Source organism: Streptomyces sp. NPDC017943, assembly GCF_044328425.1.
GTDB lineage: Bacteria > Actinomycetota > Actinomycetes > Streptomycetales > Streptomycetaceae > Streptomyces > Streptomyces djakartensis_A.
This window is the reverse complement of sequence record NZ_JBIRHH010000008.1, coordinates 174265-190023: the sequence shown is the minus strand read 5'-3', so window position 1 is coordinate 190023 and position 15759 is coordinate 174265. Positions and strand designations below refer to the sequence as shown.

Here is a 15759-nt window from a genome sequence, read left to right as displayed (position 1 = left end):
CCCGGCCGGCTCAGCCCCGGCCCGTCAGCTCCGCCAGGTCCAGGGCCGCGGCGATCCGTACCGCCACGTCCTCCGCGTACATCGCGTCCGCACGCTCGAAAGCGCTGCGACCCCCGCCCCGCAGGAACGTCACCACCCCCAGCGTCCGCCCCCGGCTGCGCAGCACCGCGCACAACGCGTGCACCGCGTCCGGCGGCCACTGCCGGGACACCGCCCACGCCCGCGCCTCCTCCGACCCCGCGGCCCCCGCACTCGCCCGCAGCGCACCCGCCCGCTCCACGCACTGCAACGCCGGATGCCCCTCGGCGTACCGCACGGGCAGCCCCGCGCGCCCGGAGAGCCTGCTCGGACCCGGCGCCCCGGAGGGCGTGGCCGCCACCCGCACCAGCCGCACCGGCCCCTCGTCCGGCACGCCGGCCGGCGCCCCGTCCGCGACCCGGTCGATCAGCGCGTGGTCGGCGAACCCGGCCAGGGCGAAGTCCAGATGCACCGTGGCCGCCTCCCCCGGGTCCTCGCACTCCGCCGCGGCCCGCGACGCCCGGTGCAACTGCTGCGCACGGAACCTCAGCAGCGACGCCTCCTGCTCCGCCTGCTTGGCCTCCGTCACGTCCTGGAACAGCCAGCCCACACCCAACGGCACCGGCTCCTCCGCCAACGGCGACGCCAGCCGCAGGAAACCGCTGCGCCAGCACCGCCGCCGCTCGCCCTCCGGCGACCGCACACTCACCCACACCTCGGCCGGCTCGGGCGGCGCCCCCTGGGCCAGCACGTGCTGCAACGCGCTCTCCAGCTCCTCCACACCCTGCGCCAGCAGCTCCCCGAGCGGCCGGCCCAGCACCGACGTACGGCCCCTGCCCAGGGCCCGGGCCGCGTGCGCGTTCACCACCGCGGGCCGCAGATCCGCGTCGACCAGCACCACACCCCAGCCGGCGTCCTCGAACAGCGCCTCGCTCAGCGCGATCGACCGCTCCAGGTCGATCTGCGTGTGCACCTCGCTGAACGCGCAGTACACCCCCGCCGGCTTCCCGTCCGGCCCCCGCACCGCCGCCGACTGCGTGCGCACCAGCACCCGGCCGCCGTCCTTCGTCAGCAGCGCGAACTCGTGCACCTGCCGCCCCACCGCGTGCATCACCGACAGCAGCCGGCTCTCGACCTCCTCGGCGTCCGCGCTGCGCACCGCCCAGCCGGCCAGCCCACGCCGCCCGACCGCCTCCTCCGCGCTCCAGCCGAGGATCCGCTCGGCCTCGCGGTTCCAGTGCGTCACGATCCCGTCGGCGTCGAACGCGCACAGCGCCGCGTCCATGCCGTCCAGCAGCGCGGCGAGCAGATCGGACCCGTCCGGACCGTCCGGCCCGGGCTCGTCGGGCCCCAGCTCGCCGGTGGTCCCACTACGCCGGGAAGCACTCACCTGGACCCCCTGCAGGCTGCGTCCGCACGCACGGCACGCCGGTTCGCTCCTTGCCATCATTCAACTGGAACGTGACCGGGCGCACAGCGAGTTCCCACAACATTGAGGGAATCGTTGTACGGCGGCAATCCCCACGTCAACGCCCCGGGCACCGCCCCCGCGGACCGCCTCGGCCGTCAGCCGGACGACGGCGTGACCCCGCCGCCGCTGCCGCGCCGGGCCTCCACCTCGATCTCGATCCGCATCCGCGGATCGGCGAGCCCGCACACGAGCATCGTCGCGGCCGGCCGCACCTCCCCGAAGCACGCGCGCAGCACCGGCCAGCAGGGCTCGAAGTCCTCCCGGACGGGCAGCAGGTACCGCACCCGCACGACGTCCGCGAAACAGGCCCCGGCCTCCTCGAGGGCCGCCCCGATGTTCCGCAGACACTGCTCCGCCTGCTCGACGACGTCGTCCGAGATCGTCATGTCCGCGTAGTCGAACCCGGTCGTCCCCGACACGTACACCCGGTCCCCGTCCACCACGGCCCGGGCATACCCGATCCGCTCCTCGAACAAGGACCCACTCCCGATCGCCCACCGCTGCGTCATGACGTCAAGCTCTCAGAAAAACAGTTGATCCGGAGCGGAACGGTTTCTTAGGGTTCCAGGTACACGAGAAGGGAGGTGGTTCGGCAGATGTATGAGAACCGGACGCGTGAGGTGGCTGCGGGCTAGCGGCTCGTCACCACACTCAGTGCGGTGCCGGACCAGCGTGTGATCGAAGCGCGCAGCCGGCCCAATCTCAGGCAGTCACCCGACCCGCGAGTCGCCGGTACGTCCGGCCGGCTCCTCCGCAGGAGGAACCAGACTCGCGGGTCGTCTGCGTTCCCAGGGGTGTGATCGTGAGCGGTGCGTGGCGTTCCGACCGGGTCGGCAGTGCTCTGCGGGGTGAGAACCCGACGGTGCTGCGCAGGCTGGAGGCGGGGTTCGCGGTGATCGGGGACGTGCAGTTCCTGCCGGGTTACTCGGTGCTGCTGACCGACGATCCCGCGGTGCAGCGGCTGTCGGAGCTGCCGCGCGGCAGGCGCCTGGCGTTCCTGGCGGACATGGACCGGCTCGGGGAGGCCGTCGAGCGGGCCTGCCGGCGGCTGGAGCCGGGGTTCCGGCGGGTGAATCTGGAGATCCTGGGGAACACCGACCCGTTCCTGCACGCCCATGTGTGGCCGCGCTACGACTGGGAGCCGGCGGATCTCGTACGGCGGCCCGTGTGGCTCCATCCACGGCGGATGTGGCACGAGGAGCGGTACGCGCTCGGGGAGCGGCACGACGTGCTGCGGGCCGCTGTCGGTGCGGAGCTCGACCTGCTGCGGGGGGACGACACGGGTGCGGCCCCACCCGGGGAGCGGATGGGGCCGTAGGAGGGGCGGGTCGGGGTCAGTGGGCGATGTCGCCGTAGCCCTCGATCTCGCGGGGGTTGCGGCTGCCCGGGCCGACGTAGCGGGCGGAGGGGCGGACGAGGCGGCCGGTGCGCTTCTGCTCCAGGATGTGGGCGGACCAGCCGGCCGTGCGGGCGCAGGTGAACATCGACGTGAACATGTGCGCCGGGACCTCGGCGAAGTCCAGGACGATGGCCGCCCAGAACTCGACGTTGGTGGCGAGGACGCGGTCGGGGCGGCGGGCGTGGAGTTCGGCGAGGGCCGCCTTCTCCAGGGCCTCGGCGACCTCGAAGCGGGGGGCACCCAGTTCGCGGGCGGTGCGGCGCAGGACGCGGGCGCGGGGGTCCTCGGCGCGGTAGACGCGGTGGCCGAAGCCCATGAGGCGTTCGCCCTTGTCGAGGGCGTTCTTCACGTAGGCCTCGGCGTCGCCGGTGCGTTCGATCTCCTCGATCATGCCGAGGACGCGGGAGGGGGCGCCGCCGTGGAGGGGGCCGGACATGGCGCCCACGGCGCCGGACAGGGCGGCGGCGACGTCGGCGCCGGTGGAGGCGATGACCCGGGCGGTGAAGGTGGAGGCGTTCATGCCGTGCTCGGCGGCGCTGGTCCAGTAGGCGTCGACGGCCGCGACGTGCTTGGGGTCGGGCTCGCCGCGCCAGCGGATCATGAAGCGTTCGACGACGGACTGGGCCTTGTCGATCTCGCTCTGCGGGACCATGGGCAGGCCCTGGCCGCGGGCGGACTGGGCGACGTAGGACAGGGCCATGACGGCGGCGCGGGCGAGGTCCTCGCGGGCCTGCTCGGCGTCGATGTCGAGGAGGGGTTTGAGGCCCCAGACGGGGGCGAGCATGGCCAGCGCGGACTGGACGTCGACGCGGATGTCCCCGGAGTGGACGGGGATGGGGAAGGGCTCGGCGGGGGGCAGGCCGGGGTTGAAGGCGCCGTCGACGAGCAGGCCCCAGACGTTGCCGAAGGAGACGTGGCCGACGAGGTCCTCGATGTCGACGCCCCGGTAGCGGAGGGCGCCGCCCTCCTTGTCCGGTTCGGCGATCTCCGTCTCGAACGCGACGACTCCTTCGAGCCCGGGTACGAAGTCGGACATCAGGCGGCTCCTCGTGGTGTGAGTGACAGATGGTGCGCTGCGGGGTGGGCCGAACACACCGAGTCGGTCGGATGGCGGGCGGTCGACCGTCCGACGGATCCGCGGTCGTGTGCGGCGACTCGCGGTCCCGGCCGGTTCCCCTGTGATGCCCCGTGCGGTCGGCGGTCATCCAACCGCAACGGCACGGAAACGATATCCCCGGGTGTCACGATTGGGGAGGGGTCGCGGCACTGAGTGCCATGCAGTGACGAAGGACACCGTCCGTACGGCAAGATGACCGGGTGACCGACCGTGACGCCGTTCCTTTCGACCTGGCCTCGATGCGCAAGCAGTACCGGGCCGACGGGCTCGCCGAGAGCGAGCTGGCCGCGCATCCCGTGGAGCAGTTCGCGCGCTGGTTCCGCCAGGCCGCGACCGAGGGCGGGCTGTTCGAGCCGAACGCCATGGTGGTCTCGACGGCCGACGCGGAGGGGCGGCCCGGTTCCCGCACGGTCCTGCTGAAGCACTTCGACGAGCAGGGTTTCGTCTTCTACACGAACTACGACTCCCGCAAGGCGCGTGACCTGGCGCAGAACCCGTACGTCTCGCTGCTGTTCCCCTGGCATCCGATGGCGCGGCAGGTGATCGTGTCGGGCGTGGCGCGGCGGACCGGGCGGGACGAGACGGCGGCGTACTTCCGGAGCCGGCCGCACGGCTCCCAGCTGGGGGCGTGGGCCAGCGCCCAGTCGTCGGTGGTGGAGACCCGGGCGGACATCGACGCGGCGTACGCGGAGCTGGCCGCGCGCTACCCGGAGGGCGAGCAGGTGCCGGTGCCGCCGCACTGGGGCGGGTTCCGGGTGGCGCCGCAGACGGTGGAGTTCTGGCAGGGCCGCGAGAACCGCCTGCACGACCGCCTGCGCTACGTGGGGCAGCCGGACGGCGGCTGGCGGGTGGAACGCCTGAGCCCCTGAGGGGCGGGGGGGGTGTGGGTCGGTCCCGCTCAGCCCAGTGCCTCCTCCAGGACGCCGGCCCATTGGGCGACCACGCGTTCCCGGCGGGGGGCGTCGTCGGTGAGGAGGTTGGCGAGGCCGAGGCCCCGGGCCATGTCGAGCAGGCCCTGGACGGTCTCGCGGACTCCGGGGACGGTTTCGTCGGCGCACAGGAGGTCGACGGCTATGCGGTGGGTCTCGCGGCCGACGCGGGATTCGAGCTCGGTGACACGGGGGCGCAGCTGGTCCTCGTTGGAGCCGGCGACCCACAGGTGGAGGGCCGCGCGGAACAGGGGGCCGGTGTAGAGGTCGACCAGGGCGGCGACGACGGCGCGGCGGTCGCCGGTCGCGCCGTCGGGGAAGAGGGCGCGCAGGGCGGTGGAGCGTTCCTCGGCGACGTACTCGACGGCGGCCGTGAAGAGGTCCTCGCGGGTGGGGAAGTGGTGCTGGGCGGCTCCGCGGGAGACGCCGGCGCGTTCGGCGACCACGGAGACGGTGGATCCGGCCCAGCCGTGTTCGGCGAGGCAGGCCACGGCGGCCTCCAGGAGCCGCTGCCGGGTGGCCCGGCTGCGGTCCTGCTTGGGGACTCTCTCCGCACGGTCGACCGCGCTCACACCACCCATGCCGGATCCCGTCGTTCGAGGAAGGCCGTCATCCCCTCGCGTGCCGGTGCGGAGGAGAACAGCCGGGCCGAGAGCGCGGTGAGGTGGTCCGCGTCCCGGTCGAAGGCTTCCAGCACCCTAGCCGTGAGCAGACGTTTCGTCTCGGCAAGGGCGTCGGGGGCGGATCTGCGCAGGCCGTCGAGCATGGGGGTGAGGGCCGTGTCGACGTCGTCGGCGTGGGTGGTGAGCAGGCCGGCCGCGGTGGCTTCGGCGGCGTCGAAGCGTTCGCCGGTGAGGTAGTGGCGGGCCAGGGCGCGCGGGTCGGCGCGGGGCAGGAGCGGCAGGGAGATGACGGCGGGGGCGACGCCGATGCGGACCTCGGTGAAGGCGAAGGTGGCGGTGGTGGCGGCGACGGCGATGTCGCAGGCGGCGAGCAGGCCGAGGCCGCCCGCGCGGACGTGTCCGGTGACGCGGGCGATCACGGGTCTGGGCAGTTCGACGATCTGGCGCAGGAGGGCGACCAGGGTCTCGGGCCGTGGGGGGTCCTTGAGGTCGGCGCCGGCGCTGAAGGTGTTGCCGGTGTGGGTGAGGACGACGGCGCGGACGGCGCCGTCCTTGCCGGCGTCGGTGAGGGCGTCGGCCAGTTCGGTGACGAGGGCGGCGGACAGGGCGTTGCGGTTGGCCGGTGAGTCGAGGGTGAGGGTGTCCACGGCGCGGGTGCGCGTGCGGGTCACGAGGCTCATGTGCGCTCCCTGAGCTGTCGTCGCAGGATCTTGCCGGAGGCGGCGCGGGGGATGCCGGCGGTGAAGGTGACGCGGCGGACCCGCTTGTAGGGGGCGACGCGTTCGGCGACGTACGTCATGATGTCCGCCTCGGTGAGGGCGGCGGTGGGCTGGCGGACGACGTAGGCGTGCGGGGTCTCGTTGCCGTCGTCGTCGTAGGTGCCGATGACGGCGGCGTCGGCGACGCCCGGGTGGGTGAGGAGGAGGGCTTCGAGTTCGGCGGGGGCCACCTGGAAGCCCTTGTACTTGATGAGTTCCTTGACGCGGTCGACGACGAACAGCCAGCCCTGGTCGTCGACGTGGCCGACGTCGCCGGTGTGCAGCCAGCCGTCGGGGTCGATCATGGCGGCGGTGGCGTCGGGGCGGTCGAGGTAGCCCTTCATGATCTGGGGTCCGCGGATGAGGATCTCACCGGATGCGCCGGCGGGGAGGTCCTCGGCGGGGTCGTCGAGGGAGACGATGCGCATCTCGGTGCCGGCGACGAGCTTGCCGACGGTGCCGGGCGGGGCGTCGCGCATGGCGTCCAGGGGGACGACGTGGGTGCCGGGCGAGAGTTCGGTCATGCCGTAGGCCTGGCCGACGGGGGGCAGGCCGAGGCGGGCGGAGCAGGCGGCGGCCAGGCGGGCGTCCAGGGGGGCGGCGGCGCTGATGATGTAGCGCAGCGACGACAGGTCGTACTGGGCGACGGCCGGGTGCTTGGCCAGGGCCAGGACGATGGGCGGGGCGACGTAGAGCGCGGTGATGCGGTGGTTCTGGATGGCCGCGAGGAACTGTTCGAGGTCGAAGCGGGGCAGGACGACGACCGTGGCGCCCTGGCGCAGGGGGGCGTTCATCAGGGCGGTGAGGCCGTAGATGTGGAAGAACGGCAGGACGGCGAGGACGCGTTCGCCGGGGCCGGCGGGGATCGCGGGGTGGAGCTGGGCGAGGTTGGTGGCGATCTGCCGGTGGGTGAGCATGACGCCCTTGGGCGTGCCGGTGGTGCCGGAGGAGTAGGGCAGGGCGGCGACGTCCTCGCCGGGGTCGATGGCCACGTGCGGTTCGGGGGCGGTGGAGGCCAGCATGTCGATGAGGGAGCGGTGGCCGGTGGCGCTGTCGCAGACGAAGATCTCCCGTACGCCGCCCGCGAGTTCGGCGGCGCGCCGGGCGGTGCCGAGCAGCGGTGAGACGGTGATGATCCAGCGGGCGGCGCAGTCCGTGAGCTGTTTGGCGAACTCCTCGGCGGTGGCGAGCGGGTGCACGGTGGTGACGGTGGCGCCGGCGCGGGTGGCGGCGTAGAAGGCGGTCGGGAAGGCGACGGTGTTGGGGCTGTGCAGGGCGAGGACGTCGCCCTTGCGGATTCCGGTCTCGGCGAGGGCGGCGGCGATGCGCCGGTGGAACCGGTCCACCTGCTCGTACGTGAGGGTGGTGCCGTCGGTGCCGTCGACGAGGGCGGGGGTGGGGCCGAACTCGGCGGCCCGGGCCAGGACGGCGTCGTGGATGGGCTGGTCGACGGGCGGGACGTCTGCGTACTCGCTGCGGAACATGGCGGGTTCCTCCTCGCGGCGCGGGCCGTCTCAGTACGACTTGGGCAGGCCCAGGGTCTGGTGGGAGACGTAGTTGAGAATCATCTCCCGGCTCACCGGTGCGATACGAGCCACGCGCGCGGCCGTTATCAGGCGGGCCAGGCCGTACTCGCGGGTGAGGCCGTTGCCGCCGAGGGTGTGGACGGCCTGGTCGACTGCCTTGACGCAGGCTTCTCCGGCGGCGTACTTGGCCATGTTGGCGGCTTCCCCGGCGCCGATGTCGTCGCCGGTGTCGTAGAGGTGGGCGGCCTTCTGCATCATCAGGCGGGCGAGTTCGAGGTCGATGTGCGCCTGGGCGAGGGGGTGGGCGATGGCCTGGTGGGCGCCGATGGGGGTGTTCCAGACGGTGCGGTCGCGGGCGTAGTCGACGGCCTTGGCGAGGGCGTGGCGGCCCATGCCGATGGCGAAGGCGGCCGTCATGATGCGCTCGGGGTTGAGGCCGGCGAACAACTGGAGCAGCCCGGCGTCCTCGTCGCCGACGAGGGCGTCGGCGGGCAGGCGTACGTCGTCCAGGACGAGTTCGAACTGCTTCTCCGCCGCGTGGAGTTCCATGTCGATGGGGCGGCGGGTGAAGCCGGGGGTGTCGCGCTCCACGATGAACAGGCAGGGCTTGAGGCGGCCGGTGCGGGCGTCCTCGGTGCGGCCGACGATCAGGGTGGCGTCGGCGATGTCGACGCCGGAGATGAAGACCTTGCGGCCGGTGAGGATCCAGCCGCCGGTGTCCCGGTCGCGGCGTGCGGTGGTGGTGATGCGGTGGCTGTTGGAGCCGGCGTCGGGTTCGGTGATGCCGAAGGCCATGCGGCGGGTGCCGTCGGACAGGCCGGGCAGCCACTGCCGCTTCTGGGCGTCGGTGCCGAAACGGGCTATGACGGTGCCGCAGATGGCCGGTGACACCACCAGCATGAGGAGGGGGCAGCCGGCGGCGCCCAGTTCCTCCAGGACGATGGAGAGTTCGGAGATGCCGCCGCCTCCGCCTCCGTACTCCTCGGGGAGGTTGACGCCCAGGTAGCCGAGTTTGCCCGCCTCGGACCAGAGGTGATGGGGGTCGGTGCCCTGGCCGTGGCGTTTGCCCAGTGCGGCGACCGCTTCTCGCAGTGCCTTGTGGTCTTCGGTGTCCATCGGAGTCCTTTCGGGTGCGGGTCGTGTGTGGCCGGGCGCGCTCACGCGGCGGAGCCGCATGTCGATACAGCCCCGCGCCCCCTCAGGTCTCCTGCACGACCGCCAGCAACGTCCCCGGCTCGACCTGCCGGCCGGGTGCGACGGGCAATGAGGTCAGGATTCCCGTCACCGGGGCGGTGATCTTGTGCTGCATCTTCATCGCCTCCAGCCAGAGCAGGGGTTCGCCGGCCTTCACCGGTGTCCCGGCCGTGAGGCCGTCGGCGACGCGGACGACCGTGCCCGGCATGGGCGCCAGGAGGGAGCCAGGGGCGTGCCGGGCGGTGGGGTCGGGGAAGCGGGGCAGGGCGGCCAGGGCGGTGGCGCCGACGTAGACCCGGTCGCCGTGGCGGGAGACCTCGAACCGGCGCCGGACGCCGTCGACTTCGAGGATCACCAGACGCGCGTCGGTGTGCACCACGCGCACCCCGTCCGCCTCCGGGCCCCGCCTGCCGTGGCGGTAGCGCACCTCGTGCTCCTCGCCGGCCATCAGGTAGCGCTTGGTCTGCGGCTGGGAGGGGACGTTGCGCCAGCCGCCGAAGCGGGAGCGGCCGTGGGCGTCGGCGAGGGCGGCGGCCAGGGGGGCGTACGGGTCCGGGGCCGGTTCGGCCAGGGCCGCGAGGTGGCGGTCGTAGAAGCCGGTGTCCATGCGGGCGGCGGTGAACTCCGGGTGGCGCAGGGAGCCGACCAGGAGGTCGCGGTTGGTGACGGGGCCGTGGATCACCGCGCGTTCCAGGGCGGAGGCGAGCCGGCGCAGGGCCTCGGGGCGGGTGGGGGCGTGCGCCACGACCTTGGCGATCATCGGGTCGTAGTGGACGCCGATGTCGTCGCCGTCGGTGTACCCGGTGTCCAGGCGGACGCCCTCCGGTACGGCCAGGCGGTGCAGGCGGCCCGTCTGCGGGGACCAGTCGCGCGCCGGGTCCTCGGCGTACAGGCGGGCCTCGACGGCGTGGCCGCGGGCGCGGGGCGGTTCGGCCGCCAGGGGACGGCCCTCGGCGACGCGGATCTGCTCGGCGACCAGGTCGATGCCGAACACGGCCTCGGTGACGGGGTGTTCGACCTGGAGGCGGGTGTTCATCTCCAGGAAGTGGGCGCGTTCGCCCGCGACGAGGAACTCAACCGTGCCGGCTCCCGCGTAGTCGACGGCCCGGGCGGCCCGGACGGCGAGGTCGGCGAGTTCCCGGCGGAGCGCGTCGGACAGGCCCGGGGCGGGGGCCTCCTCGACGACCTTCTGGTGGCGGCGCTGGAGGGAGCAGTCGCGGGTGCCGAGCGCGTGGACGGTGCCGTGGGTGTCGGCGAGGATCTGCACCTCCACGTGCCGGCCGTTCTCGAGGTACGGCTCGACGAACACCTCCCCGTCGCCGAAGGCGGCGGCCGCTTCGGCCCGGGCGGCGGCGAGTTCGGCCTCCAGGTCCGCGAGCCGCCGTACGACGCGCATGCCGCGGCCCCCGCCGCCCGCCGCGGCCTTCACCAGGACGGGCAGGTCGTCCTCGGTGACGTCGGTGAGCGGTTCGACGCCCATGAGCTGCTTGGCGCGGGTCTTGGACGCCATGGCCTCGATGGCCTCGGGGGGCGGGCCGATCCAGGTCAGGCCCGCGTCCCGCACGGCCCGGGCGAAGGCGGCGTTCTCGGAGAGGAAGCCGTAGCCGGGGTGCACGGCGTCGGCGCCGGCCGCCAGGGCCGCCTGCACGATCAGGTCGCCGCGCAGGTACGTGTCGGCGGGCGTCTCCCCCGGCAGCCGTACGCTCGTGTCGGCCCTGCGCGTGTGCAGGGCCCGCGCGTCGGCGTCCGAGTGCACGGCGACCGTGCGGATGCCCAGTTCGCGGCAGGTGCGGAAGACGCGGCAGGCGATCTCGCCCCGGTTGGCGACGAGCACAGAAGTGATCACTGGGGGTTCCTCACATCCGGAAGACGCCGAAGCCGCCGCGCACGCCCTCGTAGGGGGCGGTGTGGATCGCGGACAGGCACAGGCCGAGGACGGTGCGGGTGTCGCGCGGGTCGATGACGCCGTCGTCGTACAGCCGCCCCGACAGGAACATCGGCAGCGACTCGGACTCGATCTGCTGCTCGACCATGGCGCGCAGCGCCGCGTCGGCCTCCTCGTCGTAGGGCCGGCCCTTGGCGGCGGCGGACTGACGGGCGACGATCGACAGGACGCCCGCGAGCTGCTGCGGGCCCATGACGGCCGACTTGGCGCTCGGCCAGGCGAACAGGAAGCGCGGGTCGTAGGCGCGGCCGCACATGCCGTAGTGCCCGGCGCCGTAGGAGGCGCCCATCAGGACGGACAGATGGGGGACCTTCGAGTTGCTGACGGCGTTGATCATCATGGCGCCGTGCTTGATGATGCCGCCCTGCTCGTACTCCTTGCCGACCATGTAGCCGGTGGTGTTGTGCAGGAAGAGCAGCGGGATGTCGCGCTGGTTGGCGAGCTGGATGAACTGGGCCGCCTTCTGCGACTCCTCGCTGAACAGCACCCCCCGGGCGTTGGCGAGGACGCCGACCGGATAGCCGTGCAGGGCGGCCCAGCCGGTGGTCAGGCTGGTGCCGTACAGCGGCTTGAACTCGTCGAAGTCGGAGGCGTCGACGATGCGGGCGATGACCTCGCGCGGGTCGAAGGGCGTCCTCAGGTCGCCGGGGACGATGCCGAGGAGTTCCTCGGCGCTGTACTTGGGCGGTTCGGCCGGGCCCGGATCGCCGTACGCCTTGCGGTGGTTGAGGCGGGCGACCACGCGCCGGGCCTGGCGCAGGGCGTCGGGCTCGTCGACGGCGAAGTGGTCGGCCAGGCCCGACACGCGTGCGTGCATGGCGGCACCGCCGAGGGACTCGTCGTCGCTCTCCTCGCCGGTCGCCATCTTCACCAGCGGCGGGCCGCCGAGGAACACCTTCGCGCGCTCCTCGACCATGATCACGTGGTCGGACATGCCGGGGACGTAGGCGCCGCCCGCGGTGGAGTTGCCGAAGACGACCGCGAGGGTCGGGATGCCGGCGGCGGACAGCCGGGTGAGGTCGCGGAAGACGGCGCCGCCGGGGATGAAGATCTCCTTCTGCGACGGCAGGTCGGCGCCGCCGGACTCCACCAGGCTGATCACGGGCAGCCGGTTGGCCAGGGCGATGTCGTGGGCGCGCAGGGCCTTCCTCAGCGACCAGGGGTTGCTCGCCCCGCCGCGCACGGTCGGGTCGTTGGCGGTGATCAGGCACTCGACGCCCTCGACGACGCCGATGCCGGTGACCAGGGAGGCGCCGACGGTGTGGTCGCTGCCCCACGCGGCCAGCGGGGACAGTTCCAGGAAGGGCGTGTCCGGGTCCAGCAGCAGTTCGACGCGCTCGCGGGCGAGGAGCTTGCCCCGCGCCCGGTGCCGTGCGACGTACTTCTCGCCGCCGCCCGCGAGGGCCTTGGCGTGTTCGGTGTCGAGGGCGGCGAGCTTGTCGAGCATCGCCTCGCGGTTGGCCCGGAAGTCCGGCCCGTGGGGGTCGAGCGCGGAGGTCAGGACGGTCACAGCAGGGCCTCCGGTATCTCCAGGTGGCGGGAGCGCAGCCATTCGCCGAGGGCCTTGGCCTGCGGGTCGAAGCGGTGCTGCGCGGCGACACCGGCTCCGAGGATCCCCTCGACGACGAAGTTCACGGCGCGCAGGGCCGGCAGCACGTGCCGTCGGACGGTCAGTTCGCGGCTCTCGGGGATCAGCTCCCGGAACCGGTCGGTGGTCAGTTCGTGCGCGAGCCAGCGCCAGGCCTCGTCGCTGCGGACCCACACGCCGACGTTGGCGTCGCCGCCCTTGTCGCCGCTGCGGGCCCCGGCGAGCAGCCCCAGCGGGGCCCGGCGGCACGGGCCGGGCGGCAGCGGCTCCGGCAGCGCGGGTTCCGGTACGGGTTCGAGGGCCCGGGTGTCCTGCGGGGGCGGCACGCTGATCCGGCGCCCGTCATGGAGGACCGCCACATGGTCGACGGCCCCATGGGGGACGTACACGTCCTCGAACACCCCATAGGGCGAGCCCTTGGAGGGTGGGGCCAGCACATGGAAGCCGGGGTAGCTGGCCAGGGCCAGCTCCACCGCCGCCCCGCTGAGGGCCCGCCCCACGGCCTGCTGGTCCGGGTCCCTGACGACGAGCCGCAGCAGGGCGCTGGCGGTCTCCTCGGTGCCGGCGTCGGGCCGGTCGGTGCGGGCGAGTTCCCAGCGCGCCTCGGCGACCGTGCCGAGGGCGGAGCGCAGTTGCTCCCGGACCAGGGCGGCCTTCGCCTCGACGTCCAGTCCGGTGAGCACGAAGACGACCTCGTTGCGGAACCCGCCGAGCCGGTTGCGCCCCACCTTGAGGGTGGGCGGCGGTGCCTCCCCGCGCACGCCCTCGATCCGCACCCGGTCGGGGCCGTCGGGCGTGAGCCGGACCGTGTCCAGCCGGGCGGTGACGTCGGGCCCGGCGTACCGGGCGCCGGCCGTCTCGTACAGCAGCTGGGCCGTGACGGTGCCGACGTCGACGAAACCGCCGGTGCCGGGGTGCTTGGTGATGACGCAGCCGCCGTCCTCGTGGAGTTCGGCGAGCGGGAAGCCGGGACGGCGGACGTCGCCCTCCCGGAAGAAGGCGTAGTTGCCGCCGGTGGCCTGGGTGCCGCACTCCAGCACGTGCCCGGCGACCACGGCCCCGGCCAGCCGGTCGTACTGATCGGGCCGCCAGCCGAAGTGGGCGGCGGCGGGCCCGGTGACCAGCGCCGCGTCGGTGACCCGCCCGGTGATGACGACGTCGGCGCCCTCGCGCAGACAGGCCGCGATGCCGAAGCCCCCGAGGTAGGCGTGGGCGGCGAGGCTCCCGGGGTGGGCCGCGGTGAGGTCGTCGCCCTCCACATGTGCGACGCGCACACGCAGACCGAGCCGGTCCGCCAAGGCCCGTACGGCGTCGGCGAGCCCGGCCGGGTTGAGGCCGCCCGCGTTGGCGACGATCCGGACGCCCCGCTCCTGGGCCAGTCCCAGGCACTCCTCCAGCTGCCTCAGGAACGTGCGGGCGTATCCCGCGGCCGGGTCCTTCAGCCGGTCCCGGGCGAGGATCAGCATGGTCAGCTCGGCGAGGTAGTCGCCGGTGAGGACGTCCAGTTCACCGCCGGTGAGCATCTCGCGCACGGCGTCGAAGCGGTCGCCGTAGAACCCGGAGGCGTTGCCGATGCGCAGGACCGTCACGACCCGGCCCCCTGCGGCGGGCGTCCGCCCCCAGGTGGTCCCGCGAACGCCTGCGCGATGTCCAGCCAGCGGTCGGCGTCGGGGCCGTCGGCGCGCAGGGCCAGGTCGGCGCGGTGGGCGCGCTGGGTGACCAGCAGGCAGAAGTCGACGGCGGATCCGGTGACACGCTGCGGGGCGTCCTCGGGCCCGTACGCCCACACCTCGCCCGACGGCGCGTGGAGTTCGACGCGGAAGGGTGCCGCGGGCGGAGTCAGTCCGTGCACCCCGTAGGCGAAGTCCCGGGTCCGGACCCCGAGCCAGGCCACATGCCGCAGCCGGTCGGTGGGTGGGCGCACCACACCGAGGGTGTCGGCGACGTCCTGCCCGTGGGCCCAGGTCTCCATGAGCCGGGCCGTCGCCATGGAGGCGGCCAACATGGGTGGGCCGTACCAGGGGAACCGTGCCTTCGCCGGTGCCGCCCGCAGGGCCCGCTCCAGTGCCGTGCGGCCCTCCCGCCAGCGGGTGAGCAGTTCGGCGGGCGGGAGCGAGGCGCCCTCCTCGGCGCCCTCGTCGACGAAGGTGCCGGGGGCCGCGAGCGCCTTCTCGACCAGGGCGTGGAAGGCACCGGCGTCCGTGACCGCGAGCAGGGCCGAGTGGTCCGTCCAGGCCAGGTGGGCGATCTGGTGGGCCACGGTCCAGCCGGGGGCGGGCGTCGCGAGCGACCAGCGCCCGGGGTCCAGCCCGGCGACGAGCGCGTCCAGCTCCTCGCTCTCCTCGCGCAGGTCGTCGATCACCGACGTCGGATCGGACACGGGCGCTCCCTCGGGACACGGCGGTGTGCGGGGTGGTGCGGCGTGCTGAGGAGCATGGCAGCGGCCCGAGAAACAATCAAGCGTGCTTGCATGAAAATCTGCTCGGGCTGGTCCGGCCCCTTGCCCGGGCTGGTCCGGCCCCTGCATCGACCGGCGTGCGGTCCGTCCGCCGGTGCGGGGGGTCCGTCCACCGGTGGGTGGGGTCAGTGCGCCTGCGCGTCTGGGGGACGCCGGTTGCGGTCGGCCGCCTCGCGGGACGGGCGCTGGAGCGCAGCGCGCGCCGCGGAGTGCCACACCCGCCGCCCGCCATCCGCTTCGCGCGGCCCGTGACCGCCACCGGGGGCCGGGGCGCGGCGACCGCTACCGGGGCCCGGCGACCGGCGAACGCGACCGGCGACCGCTACAGGGGCCTGGCGACCGGCGAACGCGACCGGCGACCGGGAGGCCGGACGGACGGCGGGCGGATGGCGGCCGGACGGACGGGTGGACGACCGGACGGCGGGGAGACCGGGCAGCCGAGATGCGGGGAGGCCGGACGACTGGACGGCCCGACCGCGGGATGGCGGAGAGGCCGGGCGGCTGGATGGCCGGAGGGCCAGGCGGCCGGATGAGCAAACGGCCGAACGGCCGGAGGACCGGATAGCTGGACGGCCGGAGGGTCAGACGGCGGGGAGGTCGGGCTGCCAAGCAGCCGCGCGGCTGGATGGGCGGCCGAGAGGCCGGGAGGCCGGGAGGCCGGGAGGCCGGGAGGCCGGGAGGCCGGGAGGCCGGGAGGCCGGGAGGCCGGGAGGCCGGGAGGCCGGGAGGCCGG

The 15759-nt window shown here is 73.8% G+C and carries 13 protein-coding genes; 2 read left to right on the top strand and 11 right to left on the bottom strand.

The features are described 5' to 3' along the window. Positions 1–10: 10 nt before the first annotated feature. Both ACH4C6_RS25815 and ACH4C6_RS25810 read right to left on the bottom strand, forming a co-directional pair. Positions 11–1408, bottom strand: coding sequence for a PAS domain-containing protein (locus ACH4C6_RS25815; RefSeq protein ID WP_398110965.1), 1398 nt, complete (start codon positions 1406–1408; stop codon positions 11–13). 176 nt (positions 1409–1584) lie between these two features. Next, the gene (locus tag ACH4C6_RS25810) at positions 1585–1998 is read right to left on the bottom strand and encodes a RidA family protein (protein WP_398110964.1); all 414 of its coding nucleotides are present in this window, start codon (positions 1996–1998) and stop codon (positions 1585–1587) included. A 293-nt stretch (positions 1999–2291) separates the two neighbouring features. Between ACH4C6_RS25810 and ACH4C6_RS25805 the strand changes: the two genes are divergently transcribed. Beyond that, positions 2292–2807, top strand: a complete 516-nt coding sequence (locus ACH4C6_RS25805) for an HIT family protein (RefSeq protein ID WP_398110963.1) — start codon at positions 2292–2294, stop codon at positions 2805–2807. A gap of 16 nt (positions 2808–2823) precedes the next feature. Here ACH4C6_RS25805 and ACH4C6_RS25800 read toward each other — a convergent pair whose 3' ends face one another. Further along, the gene (locus ACH4C6_RS25800; protein WP_383501952.1) at positions 2824–3924 is read right to left on the bottom strand and encodes a citrate synthase 2; all 1101 of its coding nucleotides are present in this window, start codon (positions 3922–3924) and stop codon (positions 2824–2826) included. A gap of 320 nt (positions 3925–4244) precedes the next feature. Between ACH4C6_RS25800 and pdxH the strand changes: the two genes are divergently transcribed. Then, complete coding sequence (gene pdxH, locus ACH4C6_RS25795; RefSeq protein ID WP_398111141.1) at positions 4245–4874, top strand: pyridoxamine 5'-phosphate oxidase; 630 nt, start codon at positions 4245–4247, stop codon at positions 4872–4874. 29 nt (positions 4875–4903) lie between these two features. Here the strand turns inward: pdxH and ACH4C6_RS25790 are convergent, their stop codons facing one another. The 8 genes from ACH4C6_RS25790 to ACH4C6_RS25755 form a co-directional block, all read right to left on the bottom strand. After that, complete coding sequence (locus ACH4C6_RS25790) at positions 4904–5515, bottom strand: TetR/AcrR family transcriptional regulator (RefSeq protein ID WP_398110962.1); 612 nt, start codon at positions 5513–5515, stop codon at positions 4904–4906. Next, complete coding sequence (locus ACH4C6_RS25785; protein WP_398110961.1) at positions 5503–6237, bottom strand: enoyl-CoA hydratase family protein; 735 nt, start codon at positions 6235–6237, stop codon at positions 5503–5505. Before ACH4C6_RS25785 ends, ACH4C6_RS25790 begins: the two co-directional genes overlap by 13 nt. Continuing rightward, a complete protein-coding gene (locus tag ACH4C6_RS25780; RefSeq protein WP_398110960.1) occupies positions 6234–7799 on the bottom strand; it encodes a 4-coumarate--CoA ligase family protein in 1566 nt (521 codons plus the stop codon). Before ACH4C6_RS25780 ends, ACH4C6_RS25785 begins: the two co-directional genes overlap by 4 nt. A gap of 30 nt (positions 7800–7829) precedes the next feature. Beyond that, positions 7830–8957, bottom strand: a complete 1128-nt coding sequence (locus ACH4C6_RS25775; protein ID WP_398110959.1) for an acyl-CoA dehydrogenase family protein — start codon at positions 8955–8957, stop codon at positions 7830–7832. Positions 8958–9039: 82 nt separating this feature from the next. Continuing rightward, entirely contained in the window at positions 9040–10881 is a 1842-nt protein-coding gene (locus tag ACH4C6_RS25770; RefSeq protein WP_398110958.1) for a biotin carboxylase N-terminal domain-containing protein, read from the bottom strand. Between the two features lie 10 nt (positions 10882–10891). After that, the gene (locus tag ACH4C6_RS25765) at positions 10892–12490 is read right to left on the bottom strand and encodes an acyl-CoA carboxylase subunit beta (RefSeq protein ID WP_398110957.1); all 1599 of its coding nucleotides are present in this window, start codon (positions 12488–12490) and stop codon (positions 10892–10894) included. Beyond that, positions 12487–14157 carry an acyclic terpene utilization AtuA family protein gene (locus tag ACH4C6_RS25760; RefSeq protein WP_398110956.1) on the bottom strand — a complete coding sequence of 557 codons (1671 nt, stop codon included), beginning with the start codon at positions 14155–14157 and terminating at the stop codon, positions 12487–12489. Before ACH4C6_RS25760 ends, ACH4C6_RS25765 begins: the two co-directional genes overlap by 4 nt. After that, on the bottom strand, positions 14154–14948 hold the full coding sequence (locus ACH4C6_RS25755; RefSeq protein ID WP_398110955.1) for a TIGR03084 family metal-binding protein: 795 nt from the start codon (positions 14946–14948) through the stop codon (positions 14154–14156). Before ACH4C6_RS25755 ends, ACH4C6_RS25760 begins: the two co-directional genes overlap by 4 nt. Between the last annotated feature and the right edge of the window lie 811 nt (positions 14949–15759).

What these genes read in the sequence shown, in the direction of transcription:
- pdxH (WP_398111141.1), top strand. Translation starts at nt 4,245, where the DNA reads ATGCGCAAGCAGTACCGGGCCGACGGGCTCGCCGAGAGCGAGCTGGCC.
- ACH4C6_RS25800 (WP_383501952.1), bottom strand. Translation starts at nt 3,924, where the DNA reads ATGTCCGACTTCGTACCCGGGCTCGAAGGAGTCGTCGCGTTCGAGACG.
- ACH4C6_RS25775 (WP_398110959.1), bottom strand. Translation starts at nt 8,957, where the DNA reads ATGGACACCGAAGACCACAAGGCACTGCGAGAAGCGGTCGCCGCACTG.
- ACH4C6_RS25790 (WP_398110962.1), bottom strand. Translation starts at nt 5,515, where the DNA reads ATGGGTGGTGTGAGCGCGGTCGACCGTGCGGAGAGAGTCCCCAAGCAG.
- ACH4C6_RS25785 (WP_398110961.1), bottom strand. Translation starts at nt 6,237, where the DNA reads ATGAGCCTCGTGACCCGCACGCGCACCCGCGCCGTGGACACCCTCACC.
- ACH4C6_RS25780 (WP_398110960.1), bottom strand. Translation starts at nt 7,799, where the DNA reads ATGTTCCGCAGCGAGTACGCAGACGTCCCGCCCGTCGACCAGCCCATC.
- ACH4C6_RS25810 (WP_398110964.1), bottom strand. Translation starts at nt 1,998, where the DNA reads ATGACGCAGCGGTGGGCGATCGGGAGTGGGTCCTTGTTCGAGGAGCGG.